A 24,549-nucleotide genomic window follows, 5' to 3' on the forward strand; every position below is an offset into this window, starting at 1 on the left:
TTACCCTTTTGTTTTTTCAATCAGAAAATAAATGTTTTTTTCATTACCTTCTTTAAATTGCTTCATTTGTGGTAAGAATTCTTTTACTAAGGCTCTAAAATTTTTAAAACCAAAATTTTGCGGGATAAAATTCGCATGTTTTCTGCTCATATTGGTGCGAATTTGAGCATATTCTGCACGACCCTTTTCTTCTATCAAAGCTTCTGTGATATTGATCAAATCTTTAATATATTCTTTGGTGCTTAATACTTTTTCTTTAGATTCATCTTGATCTAAATAAAAAAATTCACTAAAGGAATTAACATAAGATTTTACAGCTTGTTTTAATCCCATACCTATAACTTGCTTTTTGCTTTCTTTAAGTCTTTGAATTAAACTAGTATAATCACTATCGCTAGAAACAATTACAAAAATATCAATATCTTTTTCATAAAAAATACTCATAATTTCAGTGATTAAATACATATCACTTGAGTTTTTATTAGCAGTAAAATTAAACTGCTGCATAGCTATAATAGAATACTGACCAATTTGCTCTTTCCAATTTTGTATATTTTTTTGCGTCCAATCTCCATAAATGCGCTTGATGATAATTTCTCCATAATCAGAAGCAATATCAAAAATCGATTTTGCGTATTTTGATGGAATATTTTCTGCATCGATAAATATCGCTATGCTTTTATTTTCCATTTTCACTCCTATGTAGTTCTCATTCTAAAGCTTAATGCTTTTAACATATGATTTTTTAAAATAAACTCACTTTGCTCTAAATCTGCTATAGTTCTTGCCACTTTTATTGTTTTATTTACACCTCTTTGGGAAAGGTTATACGAAGCTATAGCTTTTTTTAAAATTTCATCTGCATTTGCATCTAAAATACAAAACTGCTTCATCTGTTCTTCGTTTAATTTAGCATTAAATTCTTCTTGCTTTCTTTGCTTTTGAAACAAAAACCCCTTAAACACCATTGCACTCATTTGTTCTGATGTTAGGCTTGTTTTATCTTCGTGTGAAATTTCATCCATAGCCACATAAAGGTCAATTCTATCTAAAATTGGCGAGGAAATTTTATTTTTATATTTTTTGATTTCTATCTCTTGACAACGACAGGCAAGACTTTTAGAAAATAAATTCCCACAAGGACAAGGATTTTGCGCACAAGCAAATAAAAATTTAGTCTCATACACTACTTTTGTGTTAACCCTTGAAATAAGAATTTTAAAATCTTCCAAAGGCTCCCTTAAACTTTCAATAATCTGTTTTGAAAAATGAGGAAATTCATCAAAAAACAAAACACCGCCATTTGCCAAAGCAAGTTCGCCCATTTTAGCACTTTTAGTTCCTCCCCCAAAAATACTAGCTCTAGTACTTGTGTGATGAGGGCTTCTAAAAACCCTACTTGCACTAAAATCATCCTCTAAAGAATTTAAAGATTTGTATGCATTTTGAGCCAAAATTTCTTTTAGACTTTGCGGCGGCATAATATAAGGAAGTCTTTTAGCGCACATACTCTTACCACTTCCTGGACTACCCTCGAATAAAACATTATGCATACCCAAAGCAGCTATAATACATGCAAATTTAGCGCTTTCTTGCCCTTTAACTTCTTTAAAGTCATAAGGAAAAAAAGTGTTTTTGATGTATTTTTGCCCATTGAGTTCTATAGCATTTTCAAACAAAGGATGTTCATTAGATACATGAAAATTTTCGTAATTTTTTGCTTTAAAAAAATCTATCGCTTGAGTTAAATTTTCTAAAGCATAAATTGTTAGATTGGGTATCATTGAAGCTTTTTGCGCTATACTTTTTGGCACAACCACCTTGGCATTTTGCACTTTCGCGCTCAAAAAAAGCAAAATAGAAAACAAGCTCGCTGTGCTTTTGATACTTCCATCTAATCCAAGTTCGCCAAAAACAAAAAAATCATCTAGATTTTCTTTTTGAAATAAAATCAAAATCGCAATAGCTAAATCAAAATGAGAGCCATTTTTAGGTATATCTGAAGGACTAAGGTTGATGGTGATTTTTTGCGCTGGAAAGCTAAAATTTTGACTTAATAAAGTTGCTTTAACTCTCTCTGTGCTTTCTTTGATGGTAGAATTTGCAAGACCTACTATGCTAAAACCTGGCAAACCTCTTGTGAAAGTTGATTCTACATCGATTATATCAAGCTCTGTAGAAAAACTCGCACATCTTAGTTTTTTCATTTATTTTTTTTGGATTTTTTTTTAAAATCTTTATCAAATTTTTGGCGTTTTAAAAAAGAAAGTTTTTCTATAAATAAATGCCCATCAAGATGATCGATCTCGTGCTGAATAGCTACTGCTAAAAATTCATGTGCCTCTAGACTTTGTGCTTTACCAAATCTATCTTGATAATCAAGTCGTATGTTTTTATAACGCAAAACATCTTCATAAAAACCTGGTATACTTAAACACCCTTCATTACATGATATCATCTCATCATCTAAAGGAGTAATGATAGGATTGATGATTTCTAAAAGAGTTTGCTTGTCTTCTTTTTGCTCGCCTTCTTCATCTCCAATATCTACAAGCAAAGCTCTAACCGGCACATCCACCTGAATGGCAGCTAAACCAACTCCTTTATTTGCTATCATAGTTTCATACATATCATCTAACAATGTATGTAACTCATTGTCAAATTTTTCTATTTTTTGAGATTGCAAAAACAGTCTCGGATTAGGATAGGTGATTATTTTTCTGATCATTTTTCTTTTTCCACTACCACAAAGGGTTCTAAATTTTTACCCGAATTTTTTAAAGCTTGGGTGCATTTTTCTATCAATTCTTCACTTTTACTGTCTTGATTAACCGCACTAACAGCCACTTCAACATCAACTTCTATTTCTTTATCTGCTAAGAAAAAATTGGAATTTTCTAAGGATTCTAAAATTTTATTACATATTTCTTGTGCTTTTTCTAAATTAGTGTGTGAGATCATCATAACAAAAACATTATTGCCACAATGAGCAACAATATCGCTTGATGATACATTTTTACTAAAAATTCTACAAATGCTTTTCAAAAAAGCGTTTTTTTCTTTTTGTGTATAAGTTTGTTCTAAAATTCCTTCTTTTACTCTAAAAAATATCAAAGAAGTTCGATAATTATATTTTGCATTACTTTCTATGCTTTTTTCTAAATTTTCTAAAAAATATTTTTTGTTATAAACTCCAAATTTAGAGTCAAAATCACTTTGTTCTTCAATGTGTTTATAAGTTTGCCTTACCTCATCAAAATTTTCTTTAATATCATCTGAATATCGATCTAAAATACTTGAAAATCTCGAAAGATCTGATTCTAAAGCGTGGATTACATTTGAAACAGCTAAATTACCTGTGCTAATAGCAAGTTCTGAATTACGTCTTCTTAGCATATCTTTAACTGTTTCAAGATGTCTATAAATCATAGCAATGTATTGTAATAGCGCCGAAGTAGAACTAAAGCTTTTTTTAATCTCTTGCTCTATATTAGCTCTTTTGATATCATCATCATTTTGCTCAAATTCCATGATCTCATGTACTTTTTTCTTAAAAGCCGAAGGACGCTCTTCGAGCATTTTTTGAAAATAAACTCCATAGTTAGTAGGTGTTGGAGGCACATTGTCTTTTACAAGTTCAGTTAGTATAGACTTTGCAAATTTTTCAAATTCTCCACCACTAATTTTTTGGATTTTTGGAGCTTCTTTGGCCGGAGTTGGATCGCTACTTAAATTTAAGTCAGCAAATAAATCATCATCTAACATTGCTATGCTTTTTCCTTATTTAAAACTTTTTTCCAAAACCTTATCAATTAAGCCATATTCTTTAGCTTCAGCTGCACTCATAAAAAAATCTCTGTCGGTATCTTTTTCGATTTTAGAGAGTTTTTGCTTGGTGTTTTTAGCCAAAATATCATTCAAGATTGATTTTAATCTTAGAATTTCTTTTGCTTGAATTTCAATATCAGTTGCTTGTCCTCTTGCACCGCCTAATGGTTGGTGAATCATGATTCTTGAATTAGGCAAAGCAAATCTTTTACCCGGTGCACCGCAGCTAAGCAAAAACGCACCCATAGAAGCAGCCTGACCAATACAAATAGTACTCACATCGGCTTTAATATAATTCATCGTATCATAGATACTAAATCCACTTGTAACTACTCCACCTGGTGAGTTAATGTAAAGATAAATATCTTTTTGTGGATCTTCTGCTTCTAAAAACAAAAGTTGCGCCACTATAGAAGCAGCAAGATCATCATTGATCTCACCACTTAACATAATGATTCTGTCTTTTAGAAGTCTTGAATAAATATCATAACTTCTTTCACCTCTGCTTGTTTTTTCAACCACATAAGGGATATATGAACTCATTATTTTTCGCTTTCTTTTTCAGTTTTCTTTTTATCATTTTTTTTGAAGATATCTGCAAAAAGTTTTTCTTCAATTAAAGACATTTTAATTGCTGGCAATGCACCTTGTTTTTTATAGTTTTCTAAGTGTTCTTGCGGATTAAAACCATATCTATATGCTTCAAAATAAATCGCTTGGATTAATTCTTGATCACTTACTTGAATATTTCTAAGTTTTGCTAACTCATCAATGATAAAAGTCAATTTCACGCTTTTTTGCGCATCTTCTTTAAAGCTATCTCTTTTTTCTTTGTATTTTGCTTCATCTTTAAATTCTTTCAATTCCTCTTCGCTTAAAGTTCTTAAAGAATTTCTAAACTGCATATCAGTTTCTTGCTCTACGATATTTCTTGGCAAAGTAAAATCAAATTTTTCAACCAAAGCTTCTGCAAATTGATTTTTTAATTCATCATTAATAAGTTTAAAAATCTTTTCATTTTTTAACTGTTCCTTGATTTTAGCATCAAGTTTTTCAACACTTGGTTCTTTTTCATCAGGAATTAGATTTTTTAAAAGCTCTTCGTTTAATTCAGGCATTTTAAGTTCTTGAATTTCATGAATTTTTACTTTAAATACCGCATCTTTTCCTGCTAAATGTGCTGCGCCATACTCTTTTGGAAAAGTCACGTTAATATCTTTTTCTTCACCTGCTTTTAAACCAACCATACCTTCTTCAAATCCTGGTATAAATTGTTTTGAACCGATTTCTAAAACATAATTTTGTGCTTTCCCGCCATCAAAAGCTTTACCATCTACAAAACCTTCAAAGTCAAATTTAGCAAAATCGCCTTCTTTTAATGCTCTTGCCTCTTTGATTGCTTCAGGAGTAGCAAATCTTTTCAACAATTCTTCTTTTTTTGCATCAATTTCTTTTTGAGTTACTTTTGGTGTATTATAAGTTGGAACTAAAGCTTCATAGCCATCTAGTTTTACTTCCGGTCTAAAAGATAATACCATTTGAGCTTCAATGTCACCATCTTTTCTATCAAATTTTTCAAAATATGGTTCGCCTACTAAATCTTTTGCTTCTTTTTTGATCTCTTTTAATGCATTATCTACAGCATTTCTTAAAAGATCTTGCTCCGCATCTCTTGTAAGCTCTTTTTCATATCTTTTAAGTATAGCAGCCACAGGAACTTTTCCCGCTCTAAAGCCATCCATTTTCATAGTTTTAGATGCTTTTTTAGCTAATTTTTCCACTTCTGCTTTAATAGCTCCTTGAGCAATTTTCACAGTAGCATTTGCATTTGCAAAATCAATTAGTTTTGCTGTAACTTCCATAATATTTTCCCTTTTTAAATAAAATTTTTCGATAATATACCAAAATTTTCCTTATCGCTTTATATAAAAATAAAAATATGTTAAAATTTTAATTTTTGATGGAGAAAAAATGCAAGAAAAATTTGAACAATCAGTAAAAAATATGTTAGAAATTATCGGAGAAAATCCTCAAAGAGAAGGACTTTTAAAAACTCCTACTAGGGTTTTTAAAGCTTTTGAATTTTTAAGTAGTGGTTATAAACAAGATCCAAAACAAATACTAAATGATGCTTTATTTGAAAGCTCAAACAACGAAATGGTTTTAGTAAGAGATATTGAATTTTATAGTCTTTGCGAACATCATCTTTTACCGTTTTTTGGGCGTGTACATGTTGCATATATACCAGATAAAAAAGTAGTAGGACTTAGTAAAATTCCACGTCTTGTAGAAGTTTTTGCAAGACGCTTGCAAATTCAAGAACAACTCACAGAACAAATCGCAGAAGCACTAATGGAGCATGTAGGCGCCAAAGGTGTTGGGGTGGTTATCGAAGCAAGGCACATGTGTGTGGAAATGCGTGGGGTACAAAAGGCAAATTCAACCACTAGTACTTCAGCCTTAAGAGGTAGCTTTTTAAAAAGCGAAAAAACCCGAAAAGAATTTTTCACTCTCATCAACTCAGCAAAACAGGTTAGATTTTAATGGGTTTAGAAAAACTTCGCAATAAAATCAGCTCACAAAATCTAGCTAGTGTATTTGGACAAATCACTAAAATTTCAAGCACCAGTATAGAAATAAATGGCTTAAAAACTAGCATAGGAGATATTATTAAAATTGTTTCTAATGAAGATGAAAGCAAAGAAGCAATGGCCATGGTAGTAGAAGTAGATGAAAATTTAAGCTATTTAAGTCCTTTTGGTTTTGTGGAAGGTTTTAAAATAGGTGATCGTGCATTCATTAACGATGCAGGTATGCAAATAGGCGTAAGCGATGGGCTTTTGGGAAGAGTGGTAGATCCTTTCATGCGTCCAAAAGATGGTAAAGGCCCTATCGAGGCAAGTAAATTTATGCCTATTATGCGCGCCCCCATTGATGCGATGAAAAGAGGTTTAATAGAAGAGGTTTTTCCAGTTGGCGTTAAAACAATAGATGCGCTTTTAACCTGTGGTGTAGGACAAAAGCTTGGAATTTTTGCAGGAAGTGGTGTGGGAAAATCAACCTTAATGGGCATGATAGTAAAAAATTCCAAAGCTCCGATTAAAGTGATCGCTTTAATCGGGGAGCGTGGCAGAGAAATTCCTGAATTTATACAAAAAAACCTTGGTGGCAAACTCGATGATACCGTGATCATCGTTGCAACAAGCGATGATAGTGCTTTGATGAGAAAGTATGGTGCATTTTGCGCCATGAGCGTGGCTGAATACTTCAAAGAACAAGGCAAAGATGTTTTATTTATCATGGATAGCGTAACACGTTTTGCTATGGCACAAAGAGAAATAGGCTTGGCCTTAGGTGAACCACCTACAACAAAAGGCTACCCACCAAGCGTTTTAAGTCTTTTACCTCAACTTATGGAGCGAGCAGGAAAAGAAGAAGGTAAAGGTACCATCACGGCTTTTTTTACTGTGCTAGTTGATGGAGATGATATGAGTGATCCAATCGCTGACCAAAGTAGATCTATCTTAGATGGACACATAGTACTTAGTCGTGAACTTACTGATTTTGGAATTTATCCACCTATAAATATACAAAATTCAGCCTCAAGGGTAATGGGAGATATTATCAGCAACGAACACAAGCTAGCTGCTAGAAAATTCAAACGTTTAAATTCTTTACTAAAAGAAAATGAAGTATTACTGCGTATTGGCGCGTATCAAAAAGGAAGCGATAAAGAACTAGATCAAGCTATCACCAAAAAAGACTTTATGCAACAATTTTTAAGTCAAAACCCAGAAGAAAGCTTTGAATTTGATGATACGATTAATATGCTTAAGATGATCGATATGCAATAATTGGAATGATTTTTGCTTTTATTTTGACAAAAAGTCATGAAAAAAGGATGGATCATGTCAAATTTAGCATTTTTAGATCATCAACAAAATTTAGGTTTAAAATATACTGATATTTGTCAAAATATTTTTGAAAGAGAAATCTTTACACATATGTATTTAGAATTTATCAGTTTTATTTTATTAGAAGATAAAGCTAAGCTAAAATACTTAAAAATCATCAATTCAAAAGAAGAATTTATCGTCGAATTTAAAATCAATAATCAAAAAAAATCTTTTGTTATCAACAATAAAAAAAGCTTAAATGAAGAATTCAGCGCAAAAAGAATGACTCAAGAAGAATATGAGAGAGAAATTGCTAGAATTTATCAGATTGAAAGATATTTAAAAATACAAAACAATCTTCAAATTTTTTCTAATGAAATCAGCACCACAATGAAAAATCTTTTTAAAGACATGAATGAATTTAAAAGCTACATTGATATGCTTGAAACAAAAGAAAACACCCACAATCACTACTTATCAAAAATTTATAATATAGCTTAATATTAATCAAACTTTGCCGATAATAGTACTAATCCAAACAAAAGGAGTATGTTATGGGCGAAGTTACCAATTCTCAAGCAGGTTTAATGCTTAACATTGCAACCACTATGATGAAAAAAACCATAGAGGTTAATGAAAATGCGGTAATGCAAGTATTAGAAGGCGTAAATGCAAACCCTGCTCCAACTACTACTCCTACTGCTAGTTCAGGATTGCTTGACATTTACGCTTAATTTTTCTCTTCGATTCAAAAATTTTGGCATAGCTTTTGCTTTTTTAAAGCTAAGCAATATTTTTGAAGAGAAGAGTTATGTTTGTAAATTCTAATGTCAACCCGTATCAGAATTTTGCAAATTATCCATTTGCAAAAACTGAACACATTGAACAAAAAAAAGAAAACACTAATGTCAAAAACGATCTTCATGAGATCAAAAGTCCTAATTTAGATTATAAAACTACTTATGCAAGTGAGTTTGGATTTAGAATCGATGAGCAAGGTTTTTTTGAAAAAGATCTTAACAAAACAGCAGCAATACCACTTGATTATGATATTAATATAAAAAGCATAAGAGAAATTTCAAAGCAACTTATCAAGCTAGATGAAAACCTAAACTACAACAAAATAGATCTACCAAGGCTTTTAAACACATATCATAATACACTTAAAACCATCAATACTGAATTTCAAAATAACAACAATGATTTTTTAAACAAAAGTCAGATTTTAGATTTACACCAAGGCTATAGCTATACTTATGAAGGAAAAATTTTAAAAGTTTATGAAAGCGCAAAAAGTTTGCAAGGTGCAAAAGAAGCTAATAAAAATCTCAACACCCTTATGCTAGATAACAAAATAGGTGATTTTGCATTTAATGCGAGTATCGAAAACACAGCTAGCAACCCTATCATCAAGCCTTATTTAAACAAACAAGGGCAAGTTTCAAAAAGTGGTTTACTGCTTAATTATATTTATCATGATTTAAAAGAACAAAACCATCAAAAGGCTAATTTCTTTTTATCGCCCATTGAATTAGATATGTCTTCAAATGTCAAATTTCAAAAGCTCATGAGAGGTGAATTAAGTGTGCAGGATTTTCTAAATGAAAGCAACAAGGAAAAAATGAGTTTTGATTTATACTTACACATTAACGGGGTGAATAAAAACAACACTTCAGAAGATAAACTTTCGGTTTTCTTCCAACAATACATCAACTACCAACACAGCATCAATATGCAAGAATTTGCCAATTCAAGCTCTATTTATAGTCTTTATAGTGAACAAACTAGCAAAGAATTAGAGGCTTTAAAAGAAGAATTTAACCAAAATGATTCTCATATTGATCTTGAAAAAATCAATATCCAAAAAGAAAATTTAGACACACAATTTTTAGAAAATCGCAAAAGACAAGCTAGTATTAACAAAATTTTACACTCTTACTTGAATGCAATGGCTTAACTTGTGCTAAAATAATAACAAAATTTTTGCACAAGTTAAAAACACAAACGATTTAATGTTAAATTTAATATTTTAGTGTATATTAACAAAAAAGATAAAAATTATCCTAATTAAAGGAGACTGATTTGAAAGTATATTTAGACAACAACGCAACAACGCAACTTGCGCCAGAAGCTTATGAACTTATGAAGCCTTTTTTAAGCGAGCATTATGGCAATCCAAATAGCTTACATCAATGGGGTAGCGCAACCCACCCTGCACTTAAAGAAGCTATGGACAAGCTTTATGCGGGACTTGGTGCAAGTGATTTAGATGATATCATTATCACTTCCTGTGCTACTGAAAGTATCAACTGGGTATTAAAAGGTGTGTATTTTGATAGAATTTTAAATAGCGACAAAAATGAAGTGATTATTTCTAGCGTAGAACACCCTGCAGTAGCAGCTAGTGCTATGTTTTTAAAATCTTTAGGAGTAAAAGTTATAGAACTAGGAGTAGATCATGAAGGTGTTTCTAGTGCAAAAGATCTAAAAGAGGCTATTTCTGATAAAACTGCATTAGTTAGCATTATGTGGGCTAATAATGAAACTGGAATGATCTTCCCTATAGAAGAAATGGCTCAAATAGCACATGAACATGGGGCGTTATTTCACACTGATGCAACCCAAGCTGTTGGGAAAATTAAAGTCAATTTCGCAAAATCTGGAGTTGACTTTGCTTCTTTTTCAGCACACAAATTCCATGGACCAAAAGGTGTAGGTGGACTTTACATTAGAAAAGATATAGAACTAACCCCGCTATTGCATGGTGGTGAGCATATGGGCGGTAGAAGAAGTGGCACTTTGAATGTGCCATATATTATAGCTATGGCAGAAGCTTTAAGAATTGCAAACACCATGCTTGATTTTGAAAACTCACATATTAGAAAATTAAGAGATAAATTAGAAGATCTTATCTTAGCTATGCCTGATACAAGTGTGGTAGGGGATCGATCAAGAAGAGTTCCTAATACAATCTTAGCAAGCATCAAAGGCGTAGAAGGTGAAGCTATGCTTTGGGATTTAAACAAAAATGGTATAGCAGCAAGTACTGGTTCAGCCTGTGCAAGTGAAGCACTAGAAAGCAACCCTATCATGGAAGCAATTGGTGCAGAAAATGACTTAGCACACACTGCTTTAAGACTGTCTTTGTCAAGATTTAACACAGAAGATGAAATTGATTATGCAGCAGAGCAAATAAAAAAAGCAACGCAAAGACTTAGAGCAATTTCAAGTACTTATGCATATAAGCCTGAAAATAATTAAAGGATAAAAAATGGCAAAAAATAATTTAATTGGCGGATCAATTTGGGATGAATACTCTCAAAAAGTACAAGATAGAATGAACAACCCTCAACATATGGGAGAGTTCACACAAGAAGATGCAGAAAAAGCAAATGCAAAACTTATTGTTGCAGACTTTGGCGCAGAAAGCTGTGGTGATGCGGTTAGATTATACTGGTTAGTAGATGAAAAAACCGATAAAATCATCGATGCTAAATTTAAAAGTTTTGGCTGTGGAACAGCAATAGCAAGTAGTGATACTATGGTTGATCTTTGTATAGGTAAAACCGTAGATGAAGCTGTAAAAATTACCAATTTAGATGTTGAATTTGCAATGAGAGATAACCCAGAAACTCCTGCGGTTCCACCTCAAAAAATGCATTGTTCTGTTATGGCTTATGATGTTATCAAACAAGCAGCAGCACACTATAAAGGGGTAAATCCTGAAGATTTTGAAGATCAAATCATTGTTTGTGAGTGCGCTAGAGTTAGTCTTGGAACCATCAAAGAAGTAATTAGACTTAATGATCTACACACCGTGGAAGAAATCACTCAATTTACCAAAGCAGGTGCTTTTTGTAAATCATGTGTAAAAGCAGGTGGACACGAGGAAAAAGATTATTATCTTGTTGATATTTTGGCTGAAACTAGAGCTGAAATGGAAAGAGAAAAACTAAAAGATCAAAGTAAAACTGATATAGCTTTTGATGATATGACTATGGTAAAACAACTAAAAGCTGTAGAAGCGGTGCTAGATAGCGATGTGCGCCCAATGCTACATGGAGATGGTGGAGACTTAGAAGTAATCGATATCCAAAAAAGCGACAGTAAAAATATAGATATTTACATACGCTACCTTGGTGCTTGCAGTGGCTGTTCAAGTGGAAGTGGTGCAACTTTATACGCTATAGAAAACATCTTACAAGAAGAACTAAGTCCAAATATACGCGTTATACCAGTTTAACCAGTTTAAGCAGTTTTTTTCTGCTTAAACTTTTTAATTTAAAGCCTTTTTATGTTAAAATATTATTTTATTAATTTTTAAAAAGGCTATTTATGCAAAGACTTCAAACCTTTGTTCAAAGCGAAACTTTTCCAGGCGTTTTGCTGATATTCTTTACCGTACTTGCACTCATTTTACAAAACAGTTCTTTAACAGATCAATACACTAACTTTTTAAATATACCTTTTGGTTTTCAAGCGGGAAGTTTAGAAATTTTTAAACCTTTGCTTTTATGGATTAACGATGGCTTGATTGCGATTTTTTTCTTTGCAATTGGACTTGAGTTAAAATACGAAGTAACTAAAGGTCAACTCAACAGTGTTAAAGCTATGTCCTTGCCTGTATTTGCAGCACTTGGTGGTATGATTGTCCCTGCGTTGATTTTTGCATTTTTTAACTATAAAGATCCTTTTGCCCTACAAGGTTGGGCTATACCTACTGCAACTGATGTTGCTTTTGCTGTGGGAATTTTAATGCTTTTGGGCAAACAAGTACCCACCTCTTTAAAGCTATTTTTACTTTCTTTGGCAATTTTTGATGACTTAGGTGCGATTATTGTGATTGCATTGTTTTACACAAGTGAACTTTCAGTATTTGCGATGATTGCTGCTTTGGTTTGTATTTTAGCACTTTACTTACTTAACCACTTCCATGTCACTAAAAAATCTTTTTATATTATCATTGCAATTATTTTTTGGATTAGTATGCTAAAAAGCGGGGTGCATGCAACCTTAGCAGGAGTAATCACTGCTTTATTTATACCACTTGAAACTAAAAGCGGAAAATCTTTTCTAAAAGAAATCGAACACGATCTAGCTCCTTGGGTGAGTTATTTTATCTTGCCTATTTTTGCTTTTGCAAATGCAGGGGTAGATTTAAAAGACATGGATCCAAGCTTTATGTTTTCATCAGTAAGTCTAGGGATTATTCTAGGTTTATTCTTAGGAAAGCAAATTGGCGTGTTTTTGTTTTCTTATATTAGTATCAAGTTAGGTTTAGCAAAATTGCCGCAAAATGTTAGCTTTAAACAACTCTATGGCGTTTGTATTCTCACTGGTATAGGTTTTACCATGAGCTTTTTTATCGATGGCTTAGCTTATCAAAATAGTGATATTTTTGCATATTCTGACAAACTAGCCATTTTAGTTGCGTCACTACTAAGTGCTGTAGTTGGGTATGTTTATCTCAAGCTCATATATAGCCTTAAAAAATGAAATTTAAAAGCTTCCAAAACTTTTTATCACTTGAAATTTTAGGAGGATTGTTGCTTTTAGTCGCAACCATCCTCGCGCTTTTACTTAAAAATAGCCCTTATGGGGAGCATTATATGCATTTTTTAAGTGTAGAAATGGGCTTAAAAGTTGGATCTTGGGAGCTTTTTAAACCTTCGCTTTTATGGATTAACGATGGTTTGATTGCGATTTTTTTCTTTGCAATTGGACTTGAGTTAAAGAAAGAATTTGTCCAAGGAGAATTTAAAACTCTTAGCAATATCACCTTGCCTTTAATGGCTGCTATAGGTGGCATAGTCGTACCTGCTTTAATTTTTTGTGCTGTAAATTTTAACGATGCATATGTTTTAAAAGGCTGGGCTATACCCACTGCGACTGATACTGCATTTGCTCTAGTAATTCTTGCCATGTTAAAACAACGCATACCGAGTTCACTCAAAGTTTTTCTAGTGTCTTTGGCTATTTTTGATGATGTGGGGGCTATTTTAATTATAGCTATTTTTTATACTAATGAACTTTCAACTCTAGCTTTTTTTGTTGCATTTTGTTGTATTATAGGATTATTTTTACTTAATCGCTTAGGTAATGAAAGAAAATCTTTCTACTACATACTTGGTGCTTTACTGTGGCTTAGTGTTTTAAAAAGTGGCGTGCATGCAACCTTAGCAGGTATTATCACTGCTTTATTTATCCCGGTTTTTACAAAAAATAATCATGCATTACTAGAAGAAATCGAACATGGCTTAAAATTTTGGATTGCTTTTGTGATACTACCACTTTTTGCTTTTGCAAATGCAGGAGTAGATCTTTCAAAAATTGAAACGCATATGCTATTTAGTGGCGTAAGTGTAGGTATTTTCCTAGGCTTGTTTATTGGAAAACAACTAGGTGTGTTTGGTTTTGCCTATATGGCCATTAAATTTAAACTTGCAAAATTACCCAAAGATGCAAATTTTAAACAACTCTATGGCGTTTGCATACTTACTGGTATAGGTTTTACTATGAGCTTTTTTATCGATGCGCTTGCTTATGAAGTTAGTGATATATTTAATTTTGTAGATAACTTTGCTATTTTACTAGCCTCGCTAGCTTCGGGTGTTTTTGGGTATTTTTACCTACGATTTGTTCGTTAATTAAGTTTTTTTTAAAAAAAATAAGATATAATTTCATTTCTTAATTAATTTTAAAAGGCCCATTCGTCTAGCGGTTAGGACATCGCCCTTTCACGGCGGTAACACGAGTTCGAGTCTCGTATGGGTCACCACTTTTTTAATTTCCTTTTTGATTATCTTCCTTAAAAGAAAATATTGGCAAAGACAATCCATAATGTATCGCTAAAAGACGTGCGATTGTTCCTACGATCAAAGAAGCAAGAATTACCCATAACTCATCTACCCCTAAAACATGCAAAACATAATATAAAGCTCCAGTTAAAATAGCCACACCTGCATAAATTTCTTTGCGAAACACCAACGGGATTCTCGTACACAAAATATCTCTTAAAATACCACCAAACACCCCTGTAATCACCGCCGAACTCACAGCCACAATGAAACCATATCCCATTTGTATAGCAATTTGAGCCCCTAAAACACTAAAAACAACCAAACCAATAGCGTCTAAAATCAAGAAAAGTTTTTCAAGCCTAATCACATATTTAGCTATTTTTGTTGTAACAATTGCTGCAACGCAAATTAAAATCACATATTCTGGGGTTTTTATCCAAGTAAGAGGATGATGGTCTAGTAAAATATCTCTGATTGATCCTCCGCCAATTGCAGTCACAAGTGCTATAAAAATCACCCCAAAAAGATCCATCTTATGGCGACCCGCTGCAATAGCTCCTGTCATAGCATCAACAGTAATCCCGATAATATAAAGCACAGTTAAAAGCATGGTGAGTTAAAACCCTTGTTAAAACAAGGGTTAGTTTTTACTTACAATATCAATGATATTTTGAGCCACTTTTTTTGCAATAGGCTCAACAAATTCAGCCGGAGAAGTAAACCCTACACAAGAGCAATTAATCTCACCTAAAACATACTTATCTTTCCCATTTTCATCTGTATCTAAGATAAAATCTGCTGTCCAAATTAAAGGAATATCATAATTTCCAAGTTTAGTACGAATTTCTGGCAAGGTTGCTAAGAACCAATCTACCAATTCTTGCCAATCTTTTGGCTCATCGTATCGATATTTTGCACCTGAAAAAAGTGTTGCTGAAAAAGCATCAGCACCTTCAGCTGGCTTTTTATGCACTACATAAATTGGAGTATGATAGAGCATTAAAATTCTAATCTCCCCTTCTTTGATGCGTGGTAAAAAAGTCATATCTACCAACATGCCATTATCGCCTACAATGTATTGCTCACAAAAGTCCATAAATTCACCAAGTTCTCTTTCTTCTGTGTGATTATCTTTTGCCTCAGTACATTTGATTTTTGCATTTAGTGGCACACTCACAGTTCCTGCTGGTAACTCATCTATCAATCTTACACGCCAAATTCCCTCACCTGTTGAACCACGATTTTGCTTTAAAACCCTCTCTCCTTTTGCCAAAGTTTTCACAAAATTTTCTTTAAAACTCTTTATATCATAGTATGCGTAAGTATCTTCTGGAACCAATGCTGTTTTATTTAACTTAGTAAGTGCATCTTTAGCACCATATCCTATCATCGCATCAGGGTGAGGCATACCTATAACGCCATTAGCACAAAGCTTTCTTAGCATATCAAAATACTCATTTTCTTCTTTTAAGTTTCCTGGATTAATCCTAGAAACATAAGCATCGGCGTTATTTTTTACATACTCATAAATTTCATCTTTTTTTGCCACCTCGAAAAAGATTACTTCAGCATTCCAACCTTGCTCTTTTAGGGCATTTACCATAGGCATAGTGTCTTTTCTATGTCCATCTTCACCTTTATCGCTTCCGCCTCTTACTTCAAAAAAAACAATATTTTTTTTCATGCTACTCCTTTTTTTAAAAATACCCTATCATCTTATCTAAATAAGTATTAATTTTTTATTTATTTTTCTTATATATTTGTTTTAAATTATTTAAATTTGAGCTAGCGTTTAAAAGCAAAGCATCTGCGATGCATATTGCCACCATAGCATTTACCACCACGCTTCCTCTTATCCCTACACAAGGATCATGCCTACCTTTTAACTCATATATGATATTTTCCCCTTGAATGTTTTGAGTTTGTTGGGGTAAAAATATAGACGGTGTTGGCTTAAAATAAGTTTTAATATCAATAAAATCCCCATTAGAAATTCCACCTAATACCCCACCGCTATGATTACTTAAAAAACGATCATTTTTTAATTCATCATTATTTTCACTTCCATACATATAAGTACTTTGAATACCACTTCCTATTTCTATAGCTTTAACCGCATTGACTCCCATAATTGCATGTGCAAGTTTGGAATCAAGCTTATCATACAAAGGTTCTCCTAAACCTTTAATAGGGTTTTTTACTCTAGTAAAAACTCTTGCTCCTATGCTATTTTTTGCCTTTTTTGCTTTTAAAATTTCATCTTTAAAGCCTTGCTCTAAATTTTGATCCAAAGCAAAAACTTCACTGTTTTTAGCATGATCAAAATCAAATTCATCACTACTCAAACAACTATCAATCTTTCCTACACCAAAAACACCACTCACAACCTCTATATCAAACTCTCTCAAAAGCATACAAGCCAAAGCTCCTGCTGCTACCCTTGCCGCACTTTCTCTAGCGCTAGATCTTCCACCGCCTCTATAGTCTCTAATACCGTATTTATGATAATAAGTAAAATCAGCATGAGCAGGGCGAAATACATCTTTTTCATAATCTTTCGAACGCGTGTTTTCATTCATTATAATAATACTAATAGGAGCACCTGTTGTATAGCCTTCAAAAACACCACTTAAAACTTGAGCCTTATCTTCCTCTTTTCTTGGTGTGCTAAAAGAATTTTGCCCTGGTTTTCTTTTGTTTAGCATCTCTTGTAATAAATCAAAGTCAAATTTAACCCCTGCAGGCATACCATCTACTACACAACCTATAGCTTGACCATGTGATTCACCAAAGCTTGTAAATTTAAATCTTACTCCGAAACTATTCATAGTTTTCCTAATTTCTCTAATGCAATTTTTGCGCATTGTTGTTGAGCTTCTTTTTTACTACCCGCGGTTGATCTTGCCACTTCTACACCTTGAATTTTCACTGCAATTTCAAATTGTTTTTTATGATCAGGTCCAAAAGCTTTTACTACGATATACTCAGGAGTTCCCGCCATATTTGCTTGTGTAATTTCTTGCAACCTTGTTTTATAATCCTTAAACAAACTCTGTGTATCAATATGCGGGTAAACTTCTTTTAGTAAAGTCAAAGCTATATTTTTGGTTTTTTCAAAGCCTATTTCCAAATACAAAGCACCCATCAATGCTTCAAAAGCATCTGAAAGTATAGAAGGCTTATTGCGACCATCATTGTTTTCTTCTGCAATAGACATAAAAATACACGCACCAAGATCAAGTTTTTGTGCTAAAGTTGCGAAAGATTTTTCATTTACCAAAGCGGCTCTAAGTTTGGAAAGGTTTCCTTCTGAATCTTTTTGAAATTTAAAAAACAAAAATTCTCCCACTACCAAATCCATCACCGCATCTCCCAAAAACTCCAATCTTTCATTATTATAAGGTTTTTTATAACTCTTATGTGTTAAAGCTTCGATGAGTAATTGCTCGTTTTTAAAATGATAATTAAGCTTGTCTTGGAGTTTTTTAAGCATTTATTGACCTTTCTTCTTGGAGTTTTAAAGCTGCATTTCTAGCCAACTCATCACAGCGTTCATTCAACTCATGACCATTATGTGCTTTAATCCAAAATGCAGTGATTTTATGATCTTTAGCCACTTTTAAATACTCTTTCCAAAGATCGGTATTTTTTTTACCTTTAAAATCTTTTTTCACCCAACCTTCAAGCCATTCATTAATACTTTGCACCATTAAATTTGAATCAGTATAAAGCTTAACCTCACAAGGCTCTTTCAAAGCCTTTAAAGCCTCGATAATAGCCATTAACTCCATGCGGTTATTGGTGGTATTCTCGCAAGCCCCGCTTTGTTCTTTTTGGTGGTTTTTGTATATCAAAACATAAGCCCACCCGCCAAAACCAGGATTATTCAAACAAGAACCATCGGTGTAAATTTCAATACTTTTCAAGCTTTTACCTCATAATAAATCTCACATGTACCAAATTCATAACAAAATGGACAATGATAAAAAAACAAAGGACTTTGGTTTTTGCAATTATTACACACATAAGTAAAGCTAAGATTTGCATTGAGTTGATTATCGTTTAAAATTTTTAAAATTTTCAGTTTTTGGTTTTTAAGTGTAGCAACTTGGGTGGTTAAATTTTTAGCATAGAAAAATTCATGGTATTTTTCATCTTCTAGATAAAGCGGACTTTTGCACTCATTAAGCAAATCAATAACATTTTCAAATTTAGGTATACATTCTAATCTATCTTGATAGTGCAAAAAACACAATCTCAAAACATACTCATTTTCTTTGCTTAATGCTAAAATTTCTTTAATCTTTTGTGTTTTTTCTTTAGAGCTTGCTTGAATTTTTAAAGCCTTAACTAATGCTTTTTCTGCATATATATTTTCTCCTAGCTCAAACAAACACTCCAATACATCTAAAACTTTATCGTAATCTTTGAGTTTTAAATAGACAATTTTTAAAAGCTTCAAGCTTTCTTTATTGCGTGCTTTAATTTTTAAGGCATTCAACAAAGCTTCCACGCTACGCTCTAAAAATCCCGCCTTGAGATAAACCTGTGCTAACGAAAAAAATATAAATTCTTTCTGACTTGCTTCGCTTGATTTTTGTAAAGCAATGAGATAAATTCCCACCGCTTTTTCAAATTCGCCACTTTTGGTAAAAATTTGTGCTAAAAAATTTAAATTTTCTATGCTTAGATTAGCGTTTTTTAAAATTTGCTGATGGGTAGAGTTGATTTCAAATTTTTTAACAAAACGATCAAGCTTGCTTTTTTGATCTTTATTTGCAAAAAAACTCCATATATAGTGCGAACTAGCAACAACAAAAATCAATGCAGTTAGCACAATAAGACCAAATAAAGGATCGCGGTATTCTACAAAGAAAAAATCCATAATCTTACAACTTTAACTTTCAAATTTATAACAATTATAGCTAAATGCTTATATAATTTTCTTTAAGGTTTAAAGATGATAGAACAAGCAAGTATAGAACAACTTTTACAAAAAACAGATATAGTTGATATTATAGCTCATTATGTTGAAGTGAAAAAACAAGGCTCTAGCTATGTGTGCGTTTGTCCTTTTCATGATGATAAAAATCCTAGTATGCACATCAACTCTGTGAAAGGATTTTATCACTGTTTTGCATGCAAAGCAGGAGGTAATGTTTTTAAATTTGTAATGGACTATGAAAAATTAAACTTTGTAGAAGCAGTGGAAAAAGTTGCCTCTTGGAGTAATTTCTCGCTAACTTACACCTCGCAAAAACAAGACAATAAAAAATCTATCATTCATATATTACCCACTCTTAATGCCTTTTATAAGCAAAATTTATCAAAAAACAAAGAAGCCCTTGCTTATCTTTATAAAAGGGGTTTGAATGATGAGGATATTAGAGCTTTTGAACTAGGTTTTGCGCCAAGTTCTAATGAGACACTAAGACTATTACAAAATGAGCAAATTACCCAAGAGGAAGCTTTAGAAGTAGGCGCGATAAAACAAAATGATAATGGGGTTTATGCAAGCTTTATCAACCGCATTACTTTTAGCATTTATGATCATAAAAATTTACTCATAGGTTTTGGCGGTAGAACTCTAGATGAAGCTAATATGGCAAAATACGTCAACTCACCTCAAAGCAAACTCTTTGACAAATCACGTGTTTTTTACGCACTTAATTTAGCAAAAGATGCGATTTACAAACAAAAAGAAATGATAATATGCGAAGGCTATATGGATGCCATAGCATTTCACAAGGCAGGTTTTAAAAATGCTGTAGCGGTTTTAGGAACTGCTTTAGGAGAACATCATATACCTTTAATCAAACGATTTGAAGCAAGAGTGATTTTATGTTTTGATAATGACAACGCAGGACTAAATGCTGCGGTACGTTCAGCACATTTGCTAAGTTTGGCAAAAATTGATGGAAAAGTAGTTTTAATAGAAGGTGGAAAGGATCCTGCTGAACTAGTCGCTACCCATCAAGAAAAACTACTTTTTAATATCTTAGAAAAAGGTTTGGAGTTAGGAGAATTCTACATAAGAAGTTTGATTTCAGGATTTGATCTAAATTCTGCACTGAGCAAGCAAAAAGCTTTAGAAGAAGTACAAAAATATACTTTTAATCTTGAGCCTTTAATAGCTAATTCTTACACTACTTTAGTGGCAAATCTTTTGGGCGTAAATATCACAGATATTAAACTTTCTAAAAATACAAGAAAAAATTTTACCCTATCAACCCCGGTTAGACAGAATAAAATCAACAATATAAGCGAACTTGAACTGTTGAAATTCTTATATGAAAATCCAAAAGCCATAGGACTGTTTCAACTTTTAAGCGCAAAAGAGTATTTTTTGCACCAAGATATTGCTAAAGCCATTATTGATCAAAAAGACTTTGAAAATCCAAGTATAAGAGAACTTTATGAGGTAGAAAATATAAAAATTCTAAATAACTTGGAAGAATTTCTATATGCCATATGTAAAATTAATTTTGCACACTTTAATAAGCTAAAAAATTTAACTTTAAAGCAAGCTTTTAAAAAACAAATTTACAACATTCTTAATCAAAATTTAGAAAAAATCAAAAAAACCTATCAAGATGATGAGAAGTTTTTCAACCATCTCATGGAAGTTTTAAAAAATATACAATTTCTTGACGATGAAGACAGTTTGGAATTATTTTTCATCCGCTTACAAAAAAACATCAAAGATAAAAATGCTATTTATCATGAGATCAATGATGAAGTTTTTTAAACAAAAAACCGCATAAAAATTAAAAAACATTCACTACAATGTTACGAAAAATTCGAAAGGACAAAATGAAAGCATTAGCACTTTTTAGTGGTGGACTTGATTCTATGCTTGCTATAAAACTCATAAGTTCTCAAGGCATAGAAGTAAAGGCTTTAAATATCAACATAGGCTTTGGTGGCACAAGCGACAAAAGCGAATTGATGGCAAAACGCGCTGCAATGGCAGGAGCGAGTTTTGAAATGATAGATGTAAGAAATGCGTATTTGCAAGAAGTTTTATTTAATCCTCAATATGGCTATGGAAAACACTTTAATCCTTGCATAGATTGCCACGCTTTTATGTTTAAAACAGCTCTAGCTATGTTAAAAGATGAAAATGCAAGCTTTATCATCACAGGAGAAGTGATTGGCCAACGCCCTATGAGTCAAAGAAATGACGCTATGGCAAAAGTTAAAAAACTAGCACTTGATGAGGAAGATTTGATTTTACGTCCTATGTGTGCAAAAAATTTACCCCTAACCAAACCTGAACGCGAAGGCTGGGTAGATAGAGAAAAACTAGAAAATATAAGCGGAAGAAGTAGAAAAAGACAGCTTGAACTTGCTGCAAAATTTGGATTTGAAGACTTTGAAAGTCCAGGTGGTGGGTGTTTACTTACACTTGAAAGTTTTTCAAATAAAATTAGAGATTTTATTCGATTTGATAAAAATATGGAAGTAAATGACGCGCAACTTTTAAAATATGGTCGCCATTTGAGATTACCTAATGGATCTAAAATGATAGTAGGTAGAAATGAATTAGAAAATCAATTTCTAAAAGAGCTTAAAACTGAAAAATATGAAGAATTAAAATTATTTGATTTAGTCGGTGCTTATTCTTTAGTAGATGCAAATATCCACCCACAAGATCTTGAACTTGCATTAAGCATAGCACTAACTTATGCCAAAACTCAAGATAATACTACCTACAAAATAGGCTTTAAAGATAAAATTTTTCAAAGCATGGCTTTTGAAGATAAAAATAAAATTCAAGCATACTTTATAAATTAAACTACCCTTTAAAGGGTAGTTTTTTAAAATTTCTTTCTTCTTACTTCTGCCACAATTTCAGCTGACATAGAATCAACTTCATTGGCAACTGAGTTAGTTGCATGTGCAATTTGTGAATTTTCTTTAGTTAAGCCGTCTATCACCGAAACAGATTGATTAATTTGTGAAATTCCCAAAGCTTGTTCTTTAATACTTTCACCCATTTCATTGATAGATTGAACTAAGATATTTGTATTAGCTTCAATTTCACCCAAAGACTTTTGAGTTCTTTCAGCTAGATTTCTAACTTCATCTGCAACAACAGCAAATCCTCTACCATGTTCACCAGCACGTGCAGCTTCAATAGCAGCATTTAATGCAAGTAGGTTAATTTGATCTGCAATATCTCTAATCACATCAGTCACATCTTTAATATCACCGCTTTGCTTAATAACCTCTTCTGTTCTTGCCGCAACTGCGTTCATAGATGCACTCATCTCTTCAACTGCTGCTGCACTTTCTTGTAGCGAATCAGCTTGTTTTTGCGCACCTTCATTCAGCTTTAACACACTTTCTTTTAAAGCATCGGCCTTAGTTTGTAGCATCTCACCTTGACTTAGCGAGGCTTGAAGCATTTTTTTAATCTCTTCGCCTACTGAATTGAGTGATTTTTCTATTTCGCCTTCTGCATTTTCAAGCTTATCTGAAAAATCAAGGTTTTGGAAACTTGTAAAAACTCTTTCGATTTCGTTTAAATCCTTACCGATTTTCATTTGCATATCATCAAGCATTTTATTCAATACTTCCTTAAGCTCTACAAGCTTTGGATTTACTGGATTGGTTTCTATTCTTTGAGTAAAATGACCTTTTTCTATATCACAAGATACTTCTAAAATGTTTTGCACTGTTATTTCATCTTTTTCCAAACAATTATGGATATATTGTACATTATCATTAATCATTAATGCCATTTTTCCAAGCTCATCATTGTATCTAGGAACCAAAACTTCAACAGTTGGTATCTCATGGTTTAAGTATCTAAAAAACTTCAATAAATGCGCTTGCAGTCTTTGAACCCTCAAAGTTACGATTTTCTTCACTGAAGTACTTATAACAATAATGATAAATACAACCGCGACAAGGGAACAAATCATAATGATATTTGTAATCTCAACAATAGGTGCATATACGGTTTTATTAGGTACTATAGCAAGCATAGCCCAGTGAATGCCTGTATTTGGCCAAACTTCAAAAACCTTAATAGCTCCATGGTACTCCTCACCATCATCTGCAATATAATTAATAGGTTTTGCTTGAATTGTTTTTTGCTCTTGCAAAATAAATGTTGCATTTCGGTTTACTTCATTGATTTTTTTAGTAACATAATCAGCATTTGGGTGTACCGCTATAGTCCCACCACTAGCTATAACCATTCTCCTAGCACCTTCATAAATTGATCTTGAAGTATCATTCATAAAATCAGAAATAGGCTTAAGATCAAACAACATACCAACCACACCTATTGGCTTGCCCTTTTTATCTATAATAGGTGCAGCTACATTCAAACCTAAAAATTTGCTTCCATGAATGTTGTACCATCTTGGTTCACCAAAATAAAGTTTACTTCCGGTCATCAAATTCTTAATGGCTCTTGTTTTTACTATTTCTTCACTCGCAGCTAGGGTTTGCATACCACCTGCATTGTTAATGTCCGTATCTCTCATTAAGACCATAAATTCACTATTATCAGTAAAGTACTTTGGATCAACTCCTAAATTTTTATACATAGCACCATCCTGCAAATAGTAATATCCATAGGCTATGTCACGGTTTGCATCGATCGCCTCTCCAAGAATATTTTCTATTCTTTTTGGATTAATAGCACCTTCACTAATGAGATTGTTTAAAGTTCTTTGAGTACCTATGGCACTTACAAATAAAGATTTAATAGTAGCCTCTATTTGATTACCATAGCGATGACTTGATGCCACCAAGGTGTTATCGATTTGATCATTTAAAATTTTAGTAGATCTATCTATGATAATCATAGACAAAACACCTAAAATCAACAACACAGTTACTATAGTTATGGCAACAATTTTTGTTCCCAAACCCCAATTACGCATTCACTCTCCTTCAATTTAATTAATTTTTTGTTGTAATTATAAATACTTATTATTAAAAACTAATAAATTATGTTATTTTTTTGTTTATTTTTAAAAATAAACAAAATAAAAAATATATTTTGT

At 32.5% G+C, this 24,549-nt stretch carries 23 protein-coding genes, 1 tRNA gene and 2 pseudogenes; 12 read left to right on the forward strand and 14 right to left on the reverse strand.

Annotation, left to right across the window (positions count from 1 at the left end):
- From A0083_RS07665 to tig, 6 genes are read right to left on the reverse strand one after another with little or no spacing between them, the layout of a single operon-like run.
- A complete protein-coding gene (locus tag A0083_RS07665; protein WP_120760612.1) occupies window positions 1-690 on the reverse strand; it encodes an NYN domain-containing protein in 690 nt (229 codons plus the stop codon).
- 8 nt (window positions 691-698) lie between these two features.
- Entirely contained in the window at window positions 699-2,207 is a 1,509-nt protein-coding gene (locus A0083_RS07670) for a YifB family Mg chelatase-like AAA ATPase (protein ID WP_120760610.1), read from the reverse strand.
- Complete coding sequence (gene def / locus A0083_RS07675; protein ID WP_120760608.1) at window positions 2,204-2,728, reverse strand: peptide deformylase; 525 nt, start codon at window positions 2,726-2,728, stop codon at window positions 2,204-2,206. The genes A0083_RS07670 and def overlap by 4 nt, the downstream gene beginning before the upstream one ends.
- Entirely contained in the window at window positions 2,725-3,765 is a 1,041-nt protein-coding gene (locus tag A0083_RS07680) for a GGDEF domain-containing protein (RefSeq protein WP_120760606.1), read from the reverse strand. The genes def and A0083_RS07680 overlap by 4 nt, the downstream gene beginning before the upstream one ends.
- Before the next feature lie 15 nt (window positions 3,766-3,780).
- A complete protein-coding gene (gene clpP / locus A0083_RS07685; RefSeq protein ID WP_120760605.1) occupies window positions 3,781-4,371 on the reverse strand; it encodes an ATP-dependent Clp endopeptidase proteolytic subunit ClpP in 591 nt (196 codons plus the stop codon).
- Window positions 4,371-5,690, reverse strand: a complete 1,320-nt coding sequence (gene tig / locus A0083_RS07690) for a trigger factor (RefSeq protein WP_197553174.1) — start codon at window positions 5,688-5,690, stop codon at window positions 4,371-4,373. Before tig ends, clpP begins: the two co-directional genes overlap by 1 nt.
- A 109-nt stretch (window positions 5,691-5,799) precedes the next feature.
- Between tig and folE the strand changes: the two genes are divergently transcribed.
- The 10 genes from folE (at window position 5,800) to A0083_RS07740 (ending at window position 14,502) form a co-directional block, all read left to right on the forward strand.
- Entirely contained in the window at window positions 5,800-6,372 is a 573-nt protein-coding gene (folE, locus tag A0083_RS07695; protein WP_039619389.1) for a GTP cyclohydrolase I FolE, read from the forward strand.
- Window positions 6,372-7,682 carry a flagellar protein export ATPase FliI gene (gene fliI, locus A0083_RS07700; RefSeq protein ID WP_197553176.1) on the forward strand — a complete coding sequence of 437 codons (1,311 nt, stop codon included), beginning with the start codon at window positions 6,372-6,374 and terminating at the stop codon, window positions 7,680-7,682. Before folE ends, fliI begins: the two co-directional genes overlap by 1 nt.
- A 54-nt stretch (window positions 7,683-7,736) precedes the next feature.
- On the forward strand, window positions 7,737-8,225 hold the full coding sequence (locus A0083_RS07705) for a hypothetical protein (RefSeq protein WP_039664645.1): 489 nt from the start codon (window positions 7,737-7,739) through the stop codon (window positions 8,223-8,225).
- A 53-nt stretch (window positions 8,226-8,278) separates the two neighbouring features.
- Window positions 8,279-8,458, forward strand: a complete 180-nt coding sequence (locus tag A0083_RS07710; RefSeq protein WP_039664646.1) for a hypothetical protein — start codon at window positions 8,279-8,281, stop codon at window positions 8,456-8,458.
- Between the two features lie 62 nt (window positions 8,459-8,520).
- Window positions 8,521-9,681 (forward strand): hypothetical protein, encoded by a 1,161-nt coding sequence (locus A0083_RS07715; protein WP_232087559.1) that lies wholly within the window; start codon window positions 8,521-8,523, stop codon window positions 9,679-9,681.
- A gap of 125 nt (window positions 9,682-9,806) precedes the next feature.
- Entirely contained in the window at window positions 9,807-10,985 is a 1,179-nt protein-coding gene (locus A0083_RS07720; RefSeq protein ID WP_120760599.1) for a NifS family cysteine desulfurase, read from the forward strand.
- Between the two features lie 10 nt (window positions 10,986-10,995).
- Window positions 10,996-11,967 carry an iron-sulfur cluster assembly scaffold protein gene (locus A0083_RS07725; protein ID WP_120760597.1) on the forward strand — a complete coding sequence of 324 codons (972 nt, stop codon included), beginning with the start codon at window positions 10,996-10,998 and terminating at the stop codon, window positions 11,965-11,967.
- A gap of 92 nt (window positions 11,968-12,059) precedes the next feature.
- Window positions 12,060-13,220 carry a Na+/H+ antiporter NhaA gene (nhaA, locus tag A0083_RS07730; protein ID WP_120760595.1) on the forward strand — a complete coding sequence of 387 codons (1,161 nt, stop codon included), beginning with the start codon at window positions 12,060-12,062 and terminating at the stop codon, window positions 13,218-13,220.
- Window positions 13,217-14,371 carry a Na+/H+ antiporter NhaA gene (gene nhaA, locus A0083_RS07735; protein WP_197553178.1) on the forward strand — a complete coding sequence of 385 codons (1,155 nt, stop codon included), beginning with the start codon at window positions 13,217-13,219 and terminating at the stop codon, window positions 14,369-14,371. The genes nhaA (A0083_RS07730) and nhaA (A0083_RS07735) overlap by 4 nt, the downstream gene beginning before the upstream one ends.
- A 56-nt stretch (window positions 14,372-14,427) precedes the next feature.
- A tRNA-Glu gene (locus A0083_RS07740) sits at window positions 14,428-14,502 on the forward strand.
- 5 nt (window positions 14,503-14,507) lie between these two features.
- Here A0083_RS07740 and A0083_RS07745 read toward each other — a convergent pair.
- Genes A0083_RS07745 through A0083_RS07770 form a run of 6 tightly spaced genes read right to left on the reverse strand, consistent with a single transcriptional unit; the run spans window position 14,508 to window position 19,409 of the window.
- Window positions 14,508-15,134: a trimeric intracellular cation channel family protein gene (locus tag A0083_RS07745; protein WP_120760592.1), complete on the reverse strand. Its 627-nt coding sequence runs from the start codon at window positions 15,132-15,134 to the stop codon at window positions 14,508-14,510.
- A gap of 30 nt (window positions 15,135-15,164) precedes the next feature.
- Complete coding sequence (locus tag A0083_RS07750; protein ID WP_120760590.1) at window positions 15,165-16,208, reverse strand: Cj0069 family protein; 1,044 nt, start codon at window positions 16,206-16,208, stop codon at window positions 15,165-15,167.
- A 55-nt stretch (window positions 16,209-16,263) separates the two neighbouring features.
- Window positions 16,264-17,352: a chorismate synthase gene (gene aroC, locus A0083_RS07755; RefSeq protein ID WP_197553180.1), complete on the reverse strand. Its 1,089-nt coding sequence runs from the start codon at window positions 17,350-17,352 to the stop codon at window positions 16,264-16,266.
- Window positions 17,349-18,017 carry a ribonuclease III gene (gene rnc / locus A0083_RS07760; protein ID WP_120760586.1) on the reverse strand — a complete coding sequence of 223 codons (669 nt, stop codon included), beginning with the start codon at window positions 18,015-18,017 and terminating at the stop codon, window positions 17,349-17,351. The genes aroC and rnc overlap by 4 nt, the downstream gene beginning before the upstream one ends.
- Window positions 18,010-18,450: a ribonuclease HI gene (gene rnhA, locus A0083_RS07765; RefSeq protein WP_120760584.1), complete on the reverse strand. Its 441-nt coding sequence runs from the start codon at window positions 18,448-18,450 to the stop codon at window positions 18,010-18,012. Before rnhA ends, rnc begins: the two co-directional genes overlap by 8 nt.
- Window positions 18,447-19,409: a hypothetical protein gene (locus A0083_RS07770; RefSeq protein WP_197553182.1), complete on the reverse strand. Its 963-nt coding sequence runs from the start codon at window positions 19,407-19,409 to the stop codon at window positions 18,447-18,449. The genes rnhA and A0083_RS07770 overlap by 4 nt, the downstream gene beginning before the upstream one ends.
- A gap of 75 nt (window positions 19,410-19,484) precedes the next feature.
- Between A0083_RS07770 and dnaG the strand changes: the two genes are divergently transcribed.
- Window positions 19,485-21,272 carry a DNA primase gene (gene dnaG / locus A0083_RS07775; RefSeq protein ID WP_197553184.1) on the forward strand — a complete coding sequence of 596 codons (1,788 nt, stop codon included), beginning with the start codon at window positions 19,485-19,487 and terminating at the stop codon, window positions 21,270-21,272.
- 65 nt (window positions 21,273-21,337) lie between these two features.
- Window positions 21,338-22,321 (forward strand): argininosuccinate synthase, encoded by a 984-nt coding sequence (locus tag A0083_RS07780; RefSeq protein WP_120760578.1) that lies wholly within the window; start codon window positions 21,338-21,340, stop codon window positions 22,319-22,321.
- A 23-nt stretch (window positions 22,322-22,344) separates the two neighbouring features.
- Here A0083_RS07780 and A0083_RS08350 read toward each other — a convergent pair.
- Together A0083_RS08350 and A0083_RS08355 are read right to left on the reverse strand one after the other, a co-directional pair.
- Window positions 22,345-22,725 (reverse strand): annotated as a pseudogene (locus A0083_RS08350) (methyl-accepting chemotaxis protein); the annotation flags it as partial.
- Between the two features lie 1,068 nt (window positions 22,726-23,793).
- Window positions 23,794-24,426, reverse strand: a pseudogene (locus tag A0083_RS08355) (PDC sensor domain-containing protein); the annotation flags it as partial.
- Window positions 24,427-24,549 lie beyond the last annotated feature (123 nt).

Source organism: Campylobacter sp. 2014D-0216, assembly GCF_014931215.1.
Taxonomy (GTDB): Bacteria; Campylobacterota; Campylobacteria; order Campylobacterales; family Campylobacteraceae; genus Campylobacter_D.

Coding starts and splice junctions, on each gene's coding strand:
- A0083_RS07665 (WP_120760612.1), bottom strand. CDS start 690: ATGGAAAATAAAAGCATAGCGATATTTATCGATGCAGAAAATATTCCA.
- A0083_RS07670 (WP_120760610.1), bottom strand. CDS start 2,207: ATGAAAAAACTAAGATGTGCGAGTTTTTCTACAGAGCTTGATATAATC.
- def (WP_120760608.1), bottom strand. CDS start 2,728: ATGATCAGAAAAATAATCACCTATCCTAATCCGAGACTGTTTTTGCAA.
- A0083_RS07680 (WP_120760606.1), bottom strand. CDS start 3,765: ATGTTAGATGATGATTTATTTGCTGACTTAAATTTAAGTAGCGATCCA.
- clpP (WP_120760605.1), bottom strand. CDS start 4,371: ATGAGTTCATATATCCCTTATGTGGTTGAAAAAACAAGCAGAGGTGAA.
- tig (WP_197553174.1), bottom strand. CDS start 5,690: ATGGAAGTTACAGCAAAACTAATTGATTTTGCAAATGCAAATGCTACT.
- folE (WP_039619389.1), top strand. CDS start 5,800: ATGCAAGAAAAATTTGAACAATCAGTAAAAAATATGTTAGAAATTATC.
- fliI (WP_197553176.1), top strand. CDS start 6,372: ATGGGTTTAGAAAAACTTCGCAATAAAATCAGCTCACAAAATCTAGCT.
- A0083_RS07705 (WP_039664645.1), top strand. CDS start 7,737: ATGTCAAATTTAGCATTTTTAGATCATCAACAAAATTTAGGTTTAAAA.
- A0083_RS07710 (WP_039664646.1), top strand. CDS start 8,279: ATGGGCGAAGTTACCAATTCTCAAGCAGGTTTAATGCTTAACATTGCA.
- A0083_RS07725 (WP_120760597.1), top strand. CDS start 10,996: ATGGCAAAAAATAATTTAATTGGCGGATCAATTTGGGATGAATACTCT.
- nhaA (WP_120760595.1), top strand. CDS start 12,060: ATGCAAAGACTTCAAACCTTTGTTCAAAGCGAAACTTTTCCAGGCGTT.
- nhaA (WP_197553178.1), top strand. CDS start 13,217: ATGAAATTTAAAAGCTTCCAAAACTTTTTATCACTTGAAATTTTAGGA.
- A0083_RS07745 (WP_120760592.1), bottom strand. CDS start 15,134: ATGCTTTTAACTGTGCTTTATATTATCGGGATTACTGTTGATGCTATG.
- A0083_RS07750 (WP_120760590.1), bottom strand. CDS start 16,208: ATGAAAAAAAATATTGTTTTTTTTGAAGTAAGAGGCGGAAGCGATAAA.
- aroC (WP_197553180.1), bottom strand. CDS start 17,352: ATGAATAGTTTCGGAGTAAGATTTAAATTTACAAGCTTTGGTGAATCA.
- rnc (WP_120760586.1), bottom strand. CDS start 18,017: ATGCTTAAAAAACTCCAAGACAAGCTTAATTATCATTTTAAAAACGAG.
- A0083_RS07770 (WP_197553182.1), bottom strand. CDS start 19,409: ATGGATTTTTTCTTTGTAGAATACCGCGATCCTTTATTTGGTCTTATT.
- dnaG (WP_197553184.1), top strand. CDS start 19,485: ATGATAGAACAAGCAAGTATAGAACAACTTTTACAAAAAACAGATATA.
- A0083_RS07780 (WP_120760578.1), top strand. CDS start 21,338: ATGAAAGCATTAGCACTTTTTAGTGGTGGACTTGATTCTATGCTTGCT.